Origin of the sequence: Pseudochrobactrum sp. AO18b, from assembly GCF_000409565.1 — a bacterium.
Taxonomy (GTDB): Bacteria; Pseudomonadota; Alphaproteobacteria; order Rhizobiales; family Rhizobiaceae; genus Pseudochrobactrum; species Pseudochrobactrum saccharolyticum.
Genome location: NZ_ANNO01000062.1, coordinates 1 through 9,691, shown reverse-complemented (window position 1 = coordinate 9,691; position 9,691 = coordinate 1). Strand labels below are relative to the sequence as shown.

The 9,691-nt window shown below is 49.5% G+C and carries 10 protein-coding genes; 2 read left to right on the top strand and 8 right to left on the bottom strand.

The genetic code is table 11. The features are described from left to right. Positions 1–28 precede the first annotated feature (28 nt). The 4 genes from A918_RS0103000 to A918_RS0102985 all read right to left on the bottom strand — a co-directional run bounded on the left by A918_RS0103000 (position 29) and on the right by A918_RS0102985 (position 4,102). Positions 29–1,090 carry an ABC transporter ATP-binding protein gene (locus A918_RS0103000; RefSeq protein ID WP_022709620.1) on the bottom strand — a complete coding sequence of 354 codons (1,062 nt, stop codon included), beginning with the start codon at positions 1,088–1,090 and terminating at the stop codon, positions 29–31. Positions 1,091–1,093: 3 nt separating this feature from the next. Further along, positions 1,094–1,897: an iron ABC transporter permease gene (locus A918_RS0102995; RefSeq protein ID WP_022709619.1), complete on the bottom strand. Its 804-nt coding sequence runs from the start codon at positions 1,895–1,897 to the stop codon at positions 1,094–1,096. Then, a complete protein-coding gene (locus A918_RS0102990) occupies positions 1,894–2,796 on the bottom strand; it encodes an ABC transporter permease subunit (protein ID WP_022709618.1) in 903 nt (300 codons plus the stop codon). Before A918_RS0102990 ends, A918_RS0102995 begins: the two co-directional genes overlap by 4 nt. Before the next feature lie 202 nt (positions 2,797–2,998). After that, entirely contained in the window at positions 2,999–4,102 is a 1,104-nt protein-coding gene (locus A918_RS0102985; RefSeq protein WP_022709617.1) for an ABC transporter substrate-binding protein, read from the bottom strand. 703 nt (positions 4,103–4,805) lie between these two features. Here A918_RS0102985 and A918_RS0102980 point away from each other — a divergent pair. After that, entirely contained in the window at positions 4,806–5,615 is an 810-nt protein-coding gene (locus A918_RS0102980; protein WP_022709616.1) for a LuxR family transcriptional regulator, read from the top strand. Between the two features lie 49 nt (positions 5,616–5,664). Here the strand turns inward: A918_RS0102980 and A918_RS0102975 are convergent, their stop codons facing one another. The 3 genes from A918_RS0102975 to A918_RS0102965 are packed head-to-tail and all read right to left on the bottom strand — an operon-like array spanning position 5,665 to position 7,824. Next, a complete protein-coding gene (locus tag A918_RS0102975) occupies positions 5,665–6,111 on the bottom strand; it encodes a Fur family transcriptional regulator (RefSeq protein ID WP_022709615.1) in 447 nt (148 codons plus the stop codon). Further along, complete coding sequence (locus A918_RS19255) at positions 6,111–6,938, bottom strand: metal ABC transporter permease (protein ID WP_022709614.1); 828 nt, start codon at positions 6,936–6,938, stop codon at positions 6,111–6,113. The genes A918_RS0102975 and A918_RS19255 overlap by 1 nt, the downstream gene beginning before the upstream one ends. After that, on the bottom strand, positions 6,931–7,824 hold the full coding sequence (locus A918_RS0102965) for a metal ABC transporter ATP-binding protein (protein ID WP_022709613.1): 894 nt from the start codon (positions 7,822–7,824) through the stop codon (positions 6,931–6,933). The genes A918_RS19255 and A918_RS0102965 overlap by 8 nt, the downstream gene beginning before the upstream one ends. A gap of 159 nt (positions 7,825–7,983) precedes the next feature. Here A918_RS0102965 and A918_RS0102960 point away from each other — a divergent pair, with 159 nt between their 5' ends. Then, on the top strand, positions 7,984–8,922 hold the full coding sequence (locus tag A918_RS0102960; protein ID WP_022709612.1) for a zinc ABC transporter substrate-binding protein: 939 nt from the start codon (positions 7,984–7,986) through the stop codon (positions 8,920–8,922). Between the two features lie 6 nt (positions 8,923–8,928). On the opposite strand, the gene A918_RS0102955 is transcribed toward A918_RS0102960, so the two are convergent. Continuing rightward, a complete protein-coding gene (locus tag A918_RS0102955) occupies positions 8,929–9,342 on the bottom strand; it encodes an Rrf2 family transcriptional regulator (RefSeq protein WP_022709611.1) in 414 nt (137 codons plus the stop codon). Between the last annotated feature and the right edge of the window lie 349 nt (positions 9,343–9,691).

Below are 9,691 nucleotides of genomic sequence, written 5' to 3'. Positions count from 1 at the left end.
GGACTTGATAAAAGTCCGGCCTTTATTTTTATTTGCCCAGAACCAATAAATCCTGCGCAGCAAAATGGACAGTGATTTTGTCACCATGCTGCGGCGGGCGCACCGCCGGATTGTTGAAACTGTCGAAAGACAGCTGATTTGCACCCAGTGTGACACGGGTACGAATGACTGAGCCTAAGAAATGTACATCCTGCACGATGACACCAACGCTGCTGTCGCGGGCAGGGGAGGCATCAAGGCTGATGGTTTCCGGCCGCAGAGCCAGAGTGATAGCATCACCTTTGTTGTAAGATGCCAGTGATTGCGGCACAGTGATAATCGTTCCTCCGAGATCCGCTTTATTCTGCTGCGGGTCTGCCACACGGGCTTCCAGCATGTTCAGCGTACCAACGAATGATGCCACGAAGCGCGTTGCCGGACGGTTGTAAATATCAAACGGCGTGCCGATCTGATCGGCTTTACCTTCATGCATCACTACGATCCGGTCGGAAATAGACAGTGCTTCTTCCTGATCGTGGGTAACAAATACGGTTGTGATACCAAGCTGGCGCTGAATAGCACGGATTTCCTCACGCAGCGAAATACGGATTTTCGCATCCAGTGCTGAGAGCGGTTCATCAAGCAGCAGCACCTGCGGTTTGGTTGCCAAAGCGCGGGCAAGAGCAACACGCTGCTGCTGGCCGCCGGACATCTGATAAGGGAAACGATCTGCCAGATGTTCAAGGCGGATCAGTTCCAGCATTTCCTTAACTGTTGTATCAATCTCGGCTTTAGGTTTGCCGGAGACCCGCAGACCAAAGGCAACATTTTGTGCGACAGTCATATTCGGAAACAGCGCATAGGCCTGAAACACCATGCCGATATTGCGTTTGTTCGGCTTGAGATCGACCACATCCTGACCGTTGATCTCGATCACACCCTGATCGGGAGATTCAAAACCGGCAATCATACGCAGAACAGTGGTTTTACCACAGCCTGATGGACCGAGAAACGAGATGAACTCGCCTTTTTCAACCGCCAGACTGAAATCATGGACAACAGTATTGGCGCCGAAGCTTTTTTTGAGATTATTGATATTGAGAAAAGCCATGACTTAATTGCCTGCTGTCTTAAATTTGGAGAAGCGGGTGACAAGCTGGAGCATAATCATGCTCAGCCATGTAATGCCGAAGGCAATAATTGCCAGTGCTGACGGTTCATAAGCGCGGTTTGCACCGACAAGCTGCAAATAAGGGCCGAAAGCCGGACGATTGAGCAGCGAAGCCAGCGTAAATTCGCCGATGACGATCGCAAAGGTAATGAACGCACCGCTCATAACACCGGAAAGCACATTCGGGAAAATCACCTTGAACAGAATGGTCGGCCAGCCTGCGCCCAAACTTTCCGCGGCTTCTGTCAGCGTACGAACATCAATCGTGCGCATGGCCGTATCAATCGAGCGATACATATAAGGCAGTGCCAGTGTCACATAGCCAAACATCAGCAGAATATCGGTTGCCCGTGTCGAGCCCGTGAACGGCAGCCATGATGACGAATTATAAATTCGCAAATAGCCGAATACGATAACAATCGCCGGAATAACCAGTGGCATCAGCGTGATAAATTCAATGACCGGACGCAAATAAGGCATGCGCAGACGCACCCAATAGGCAGTCGGTACCACCAGCAACACGCCGAAAATAATCGTCATGATGGCCAGCATGATGGAATAGCCGAATGTCGCCTGAAAATTCGGGTCAGTCAGCACCACACGATAGGCATCAAAGGAATATTCGCCGCGGCGCATACGCAGAGAAAATTCAAATGTACCGATCAGCGGCACCACAAAATAGATCGCGCCGATCAGAAAGGCGATCCATGCGCCGAGGGTTTTTGGAATGAAATATTTCAGCTTCATTTCTGCCACCGTTCTGCACGCATGCGCAGCCAGATATAGAGCAGATTGGAAATGCCGGTAATCAGGATCATGCCGAGTGCCAGCGCATAGCCGAGATTCTGATTGTGCAGAACATCGCCGCGAATCTGCGCATAAAGCAGGATAGGTACGATATTCAGCGAAGAACCGGTCAGCGCATAGGCTGTGGCAATCGCACCGAAGGCATTGGCGAACAGCAACAGGCTGGTACCAAGCAGGCTGGGCCAGAGAATCGGAAAGGCCACCATGCGCCAATATTGGAATGTCGTGGCACCTAGAATGGATGAAGCTTCACGCCATTCTTTTTTCAGACCGTCCAGAGCAGGGGTGAGGATCAGCACCATCAGCGGAATCTGGAAGAACAGATAGGTCAGTGTCAGGCCGAAAAAGCTCAGCAGGTTAAAACCAGTGGCATAGAGATTGAAGCCGAACCATTCGCGCAGCAAAATCGTAACAAAACCGGTGCGGCCGAGCGTTGCAAGAAAGGCGAAAGCCAGCGGCACACCGGCAAAGTTGGATGCTACACCGGAGAATGTGAGCACAGTCGGGCGCAGAAAACGGGGCAGTTTACCCAGTACAATCGCCCATGCCATGAACGAGCCGATCACAGCGCCACCCAAAGCGGAGGCAAAGCTGATTTTGATCGAGACCCAATAGGCGCTCATGATGCCGGGTTCAAACAGATCTATAATATTTTGCAGGGTGAAATTACCCTGACTATCCTGAAATGCACCGACAACCAGATACATGGTCGGCCAGAGCAGAAACAGAATTGCGAAGGCGAAAAACGGGGCAACACCGAGCCACTCTAAAGGCAGGCGGCGCTTGGCGCGTCGCACAGGGGGTGTGTCAGATGTTATGCCATTGCTGGACAGGCTCATATGATTTTTGCTTTTTATCGTCTGCGTCGGTGATGGCTTCCGCAGATTGAGGTGCTGAAATCTGCAGGCATACAGCAATGTTCAGATTGCGGTGCCGGCTGAGTTATTTTTTATGATGATATGTGTCGTATAAAAATGCAAATTGCAAAACCTGTTACGGGCGGGTGTTGCCGCCCGTAACAGCAGCATTCAGCTGTTCAGCTTACTGAACATTCGCGCCGACAACGCTATCCCAGTTCTTGGTGATGACAGCCTGAGACTTGTCGAGTTCTTCCAAGGTCGGGAAGACAGCTTTCTGGTAAGCTTCTGCCGGTGGCAGCTTGTCGAGCAGTTCCTGAGGAATCTTGCCTTCTTTAGCCATGGCGTTGAAGCGGATCGGGTGGCAATAGCCTTTCAGATAACCGATCTGGCCTTCATCGGAATAGAGATGTTCCATCCAGAGTTTGGCTGCATTTGGATGTGGTGCATAGGCGCTGATGCCCTGTACATACACACCGGCTACAACACCGGTTTTCGGAATGATAACTTCAACTTCCGGATTGCCGTTCAGCGTATCGCGGTCTGCCAGAGCATTATAGTCCCAGCGGATAACGATAGGGGTTGAGCCCTGTGCCAGTGAAGCGGCCTTGCCGATGACAGGTACAAAATTGCCGGCCTTGTTCACGTCGCGGAAGAATTCCAGACCCTTCTGAGCGGCTTCTTCACCCGGCTTGCCGCCAAGAGAAAGACCGGCTGCATACACGCTCAGGATTGCCTGTGTGGATGCACGCGGATCGCCGGAATGCGCAACGGCATTGGCAAATTCAGGCTTGAGCAGATCAGCCCAGTCCTGCGGTGCATCTTTGATAATGTCTTTGTTTACTTCGAAAGCCAATACGCCGTAATAGTCGCCGTACCAGTAACCTTCAGCATCTTTGGCATCATCAGGGATCGAATCCCATGTCGATACTTTATAAGGCTGGAGCAGGCCGTCTTTTTTCGCGGTGGTGCCGAAGGTAAAGCCGACATCGATCACGTCAGGCGCCTGAGGGCCCTTATTGTCTTTGTTCGCTTTGATCGCTTCGATTTCATCGCCGGAGCCTGCATCCGGATTCAGTTCATTGACCTGAATGCCGTATTTGTCTTTGAAGCTCTTGATGATTTCACCATAGCCGCACCAGTCATGCGGAAGGGCGATTGTGGTCAGCTGACCCTCTGCTTTCGCGGCGGCGATCAGTTCTTCTGACGGAGCAGCCACGGATAATGTGGTGCCGGCAAAAGCGATCGCTGTTGTCAGGGACAACAGCCGTGTTGTTCTGTTAAGCATTGACATACTCCCCTTAAAGCTACGGGAGGCCTGCTTTCAGGCATCCTCGCATTTTTTCGATAGGCGCGTCATATGAAAGTACCATGACAGCTATCGTTTTTCTTTATCCGGGCAGAAGTGAACCATGTTTTTTTATCGCAATCAATTGAATGTTGCAGTTTAGAGAGAAGGAAATGAATAAAAAACAACAATATACTTAATCTCTTGAATATATTGATTTTTATCGGATGATAATCCGGCTGCGCGGCGTGGTTCTGAATATCAGAAAGGATTCATAGGCTTAGCCGCAAATGTCGTTAACCGGATAGTATGAGCGGGCAATTAGTTGGTAATTGTGCATTGTGACAAAAACATTTTAATAAAATAACTGTGTCGGATAATGAGATTCTGTTTGGCGGTGAAATGATCTTAATTTTAAGGCACTGATTTTTAATTATTAAGTTCTGCAGAAGAGTGTTTTGGGCCGGTTTCCAGAAGGGGGGATGTCCAGAGATTCGTCGCAGCGGATCACTGTTGTTTTATCTTATTTGCGTCATCGTGTTGAAATAGTATTTTTACTGCATTCATGTCTTAGTTGAGAAGAGGCGCGCAAATCATGTGCGTTTATTTTCGAATCATTTTCATATTCGCGCGTTTTTATGCGCTTTAATTTTTATGTTTTCATTTCGCTGATTATTACAGGTGTTTAAAACGGAATTTTTTCATGGAATTTGAATTTATCCATTTCCCGGAATTTCAAAACAGTTTCTTTGGCAAAGAATATTGTTCATCTATTCTGGAAACATATATCGCCGTTCGTAAAAAACTTTCCTGCAAGCATATTACGCATATTACGCCTAAGCATGCGGATGCGGGCATGGCTGATAATATCAAGACTGTGGTGTCGACATTTCCGGCAGACTGGATCGTGAATTACGCTGCAAAAAGTTATTTTGATATTGATCCGCTGTTTCATCAGAAATGGTCTGATCCCGAGCTGCCTCATAGTGTCAGCATTGCGGAGATTTACAGTCACAAACAAAATACACCGGCATTGCAGAATTATGTCGAAGATTTGAGAGCGCATAACTTTGGCGATACATTTATTATGGTGACACAGCGGCTGAATGGCAGCGGTGATGCCCATACTATTTATGCGTTTGACACGAAAAAGGGCAAGAACAATCTCAATGCGGAAGATCTGATCCGTCTGCTGGAAAAGGATTTTTTACAGGCGACTGCGCAATTACATGAATCTGTATTATCCGCGGTGAGCGACTATTCATCACAAAAGAACGAAGTTCAGTCGCTGGTTTCTCTGACGCCACGCGAAGTTGATTGCCTCAAATGGGCCGCACGCGGAAAAACTGACGGTGAAATTGCTGAAATTCTCAGCATCGCCCGCTGGACAGTGGTGACCTATCTGCAAAATGCCAAGATCAAGCTGGGTTGTGCCAACCGCACATCTGCAGTGGCGGTGGCGATGTCGCTCGGCATTATACCTTTGCCGGATACATCGCATTTACAGGGCTGATTGGCAAAAACACCCCGCATTTTTGTGCGGGGTGTTCTGTTGTTCCTGATTAGTTACGCGCGCAACTTGCGCACAGACCGCGAATTTCCAGAGTGGTTTTTGTCGGATGAAAATGGTTCTTCTGCGTCCAGTGCTGCACGCAATCTTCAATCTCCGGCTCAGAAAATTCCGAAGCTAAACCGCATTTATCGCAAATGGCAAAAGCTGCGATACCATGCAGATGGCCGTGCTCATGGTGGTGCGGATGGGCGCAGGCAATAAAAGCATTCAGGCTTTCAAGACGATGAATCAAGCCATATTCAAGTAATTTGTCCAGTGCACGATAGACTTGCAGTGGTGCACGGAAGCCTTCCTCGCGCAACTGGTCGAGAATTGTATAGGCGCTGAGCGGGAACTCAGCTTTTGCAAGCGCTTCCAATACAAGATTCTGATTGCGTGTGAGTTTCGGAGCGCGCGCTGCCGCAGATGCAGTTCCTGTATGCGTATGAGCGGTCATTATGAAGTCTCCTTATCGCGCGCAACCGGCAAAAATGTTTTGAGTTTTTGCCATGGTAGCAAGCTTATAACAAAAAACACCACAGAAGCCACGACTATGGATGGTCCTGACGGTGTGTCATAGTTTAATGAGCCGAAGAGACCGGCAATAACCGAGCAGGCACCGATAAAAGCCGCATAGATGGCCATTTGCTCCGGTGATAATGCAAAACGGCGTGCCGTGGCTGCCGGAATAATCAGCAGAGCAGTAATCAGCAGAATACCGACGATTTTCATGGCAATGGCAATCAACAGCGCCAGCAATATCATAAATAAAGTGCGGTGCAGTTCCGGTTGCAGACCTTCAGCCTGTGCAATATCTTCGCTGATGGTCGCTGCCAGTAACGGCCGCCAGAGTTTAATCAGCCCCACAAGGATCAGTGCGCCACCGGCGTAAATGGCGATAAGATCGGATACGGATACCGCGAGAATGTCGCCGAACAGCAGTGACATCAGATCAAAGCGGATCCATGTCATAAAGGCGACAAGCACAAGGCCGAAAGCCAGTGTGGCGTGGGATAGTATGCCCAGCAATGAATCGGCTGAAAGTGAGTGGCGTTTTTGCAGGACGACCAGCAGCATGGCGATGCAAAAGGCGATCAGAAAGACGGAAACCATAATATTCAGGTCAAACAGCATAGCAAGGCCAACACCAAGCAGCGCCGAGTGAGCCATCGTGTCGCCGAAATAGGCCATGCGTCGCCATACAATAAAACAACCGATAGGGCCGGTAATTAAAGCGAGGCCGATACCGGCAAGCATGGCGCGGATAAAGAAGTCATCAAGCATGATTGTGTCCACCGCTTTGGGAATGGTTGTGGTCTTCGCAGTGTTCATGATGATGGCCGTCATCATGGTGACAATGATCGGTTATCGTACCGTCTGCATGTTGTACCCGTCCGTCAGCCAGATGGGTGTGGTCATGATGATGTGTGTAGACTGCAAGCGAGGGCGGAATTTCCATGCCGCGCGGAGTGCGCAATCCGAAAAGCTTCGCATATTCAGGGCTGGCGGCCACATCAACCGGCGTGCCGCTGCAACATATATGCCCGTTCAGGCAGACAACGCGGTCTGTTGCGGCCATAACAATATGCAGATCATGGGAGATCATCAGAACACCGCAACCGGTCTGATCGCGGAACTTTGCAATTTTCTCGTAAAGTTCGGCTTCACCGGCAAAATCAACACCTTGCAATGGTTCATCCAGCACCAGCAAATCCGGTTTGCAGGCAAATGCTCGGGCAAGCAGCACACGCTGAAACTCGCCGCCGGAAAGATGGACAACTTGTGCTTTGATGAGTTGCGGAATGCCTGCAAGTTCCAGAGCTGCTTCGATTGCTTCTTTTTTTATAGGAGCAGTCATGCGGATCATACGCTCAACTGTCAGTGGCAGGCTCGGATCAATCGAGATTTTTTGCGGGACATAGCCGATGGTCAGGGACTTCTCGCGTTTCACTGCACCTTCATCAGGCTTATGAATGCCCAATGCCATTTTGGCGGTCGTGCTTTTCCCCGAGCCGTTAGGGCCGATGAGCGTAACAATTTCGCCTTTATGCAGAGTGAGATCAATGTTGCGGACAAGCCAGCGACCGTTCCGCTCAATCCCTGCATTTTCAAGGCGCAGAAGAATGTCAGATGTCTGTCCGCTGGCGGCAGCTGATAATGGATGATGCATTGTACGCTTTCGGAATGATAGAAAAGCAGATCCTGCTCTTGTCACGAGTTATCTCATACGTTATAGCATTACGCAATAATGTAACTTTATAACATATTGTTCCGATATGCTGTCATTTCAATCGCTGGCAGTGATTAATAGCAATTTCTGTGAGGTTTTATGTCTGTTATCCGAGTTTTGCTGGCATCTGCTTTGTTGTCTGTTTCTTCGCATGCTGTTGTTGCGGCGGAAAAAGGCGATGTCGTGGTTTCGATTAAGCCAATTCATTCACTGGTTTCTGCTGTTATGCAGGGGGCAGGGGAGCCGGATCTTATTGTTAAAGGCGCTGCATCAGAGCATGGCTATAATCTGAAGCCGTCTGATGCCGGTGCACTGGAAAAAGCAAAAGTCATTTTCTGGGTCGGGCCGGAAATGGAAACTTATCTGACAAAGCCATTAGAGACTCTTGGTTCTAAGGCTGAAGTTGTACGGCTGGATCAGGTAAAGGGACTTGAAATCCTGTCTGCGCGTGAAAGCGGCAATTTTGAACCGCATGATCATGGCGGGCACAGCCATGGTGAGGGCGGTGAGGCGCATGACCATCATCATGATGATTTGCATCTCTGGCTTGATCCGCAAAATGCCAAGCTGATGCTGGGACCGATTGCGGAAGCTTTAAGTAAAGCTGATCCGGAGCATGCCAAGCAATATCAGGCGAATGCGGCAGCCTATGCCGATAAGATTGATGCGCTGCAAAAAGATGTGGCGGCGGAACTGGAGCCGGTGCGCACCAAGCCTTATATTGTGTTCCATGATGCCTATCAGTATTTCGAACGTCGTTTCGAACTTTCCGCGGCAGGCTCAATTACAGTGAATCCGGAAAAAGCGCCGGGGGCGGCGCGTATTCGTGAAATTCAGACCAAAGTGAAGTCCTTGGGGGCGACCTGTGTGTTCTCTGAGCCGCAATTTGAGTCATCTTTGGTAAAGACCGTGCTTGAAGGAACGGAAGCTAAAACAGGCGTACTTGATCCGCTTGGGGCTGATCTTCAGGATGGACCGGAACTTTATCCGCAGCTGATCCGCAATCTGGCGACATCGCTGAAGACCTGCCTGCAGTAATTCCCGTTACAAATCGCTATAGCCATCTGCCAGTGTGCGCTTATCCAGCACGCTGGCGATGGCTTCACGTACTTCCAGCATCATACGGCGAATTTTACAGTCTTCTTCGATGCAGTCCTCGCAGGCTTTATATCCTGTCTTGCTCGCGCAGGGGAGGGGGGCCAGAGGGCCGTCAAGGCTGCGGATAATATTGCCAATTGTAATCTGATCGGCCGGTTTGGCCAGACAAAAGCCTCCGCCTTTACCTTTGCGGCTTTGAACAAAGCCTGCAACGCGCAGGTCTGTCAGGATATTATCCAGAAATTTGCGCGGGATGTTACGTGCCTTGGCGATCTCGCCAACAGAGATAAGGTCATCCTGTGTGGCTTCTGCCAGATGAACCATTGCTTTGAGGCCGTATTTCCCTTTTTTAGTGAGCATGTAAGCGGTGTTCCCTGCATTATATAATGTTATTGCTCTCTATCTGTAGCGCAGAGTAGGGCAGGTATCAAACGCAAGTCATAATCTATGTGTCTGTCGCGGGCTTGCTGATTTGCCGAATCCGGTTTTCCGAGGGTGAAAAAGAGGGTAAATTTTCGCTTAATTTTTAAAGTTTTCCCTGTGGAAAGAAAGTTTGCGATTTGTGTAATTTTTTTGAAAAGTCGTGTTGACAGTTTGTGAGAGTGGGGTCTATATAGCGACATAACGAGGGCGGCGGCGCTGCTAGCGGCAGAGAGCTTCGCCCCTGAGATTGGTTGACTGAGGAATTGGTTGGCTGGTTAAAGCACTG

Coding starts and splice junctions, on each gene's coding strand:
- A918_RS0103000 (WP_022709620.1), bottom strand. CDS start 1,090: ATGGCTTTTCTCAATATCAATAATCTCAAAAAAAGCTTCGGCGCCAAT.
- A918_RS0102995 (WP_022709619.1), bottom strand. CDS start 1,897: ATGAAGCTGAAATATTTCATTCCAAAAACCCTCGGCGCATGGATCGCC.
- A918_RS0102990 (WP_022709618.1), bottom strand. CDS start 2,796: ATGAGCCTGTCCAGCAATGGCATAACATCTGACACACCCCCTGTGCGA.
- A918_RS0102985 (WP_022709617.1), bottom strand. CDS start 4,102: ATGCTTAACAGAACAACACGGCTGTTGTCCCTGACAACAGCGATCGCT.
- A918_RS0102980 (WP_022709616.1), top strand. CDS start 4,806: ATGGAATTTGAATTTATCCATTTCCCGGAATTTCAAAACAGTTTCTTT.
- A918_RS0102975 (WP_022709615.1), bottom strand. CDS start 6,111: ATGACCGCTCATACGCATACAGGAACTGCATCTGCGGCAGCGCGCGCT.
- A918_RS19255 (WP_022709614.1), bottom strand. CDS start 6,938: ATGCTTGATGACTTCTTTATCCGCGCCATGCTTGCCGGTATCGGCCTC.
- A918_RS0102965 (WP_022709613.1), bottom strand. CDS start 7,824: ATGCATCATCCATTATCAGCTGCCGCCAGCGGACAGACATCTGACATT.
- A918_RS0102960 (WP_022709612.1), top strand. CDS start 7,984: ATGTCTGTTATCCGAGTTTTGCTGGCATCTGCTTTGTTGTCTGTTTCT.
- A918_RS0102955 (WP_022709611.1), bottom strand. CDS start 9,342: ATGCTCACTAAAAAAGGGAAATACGGCCTCAAAGCAATGGTTCATCTG.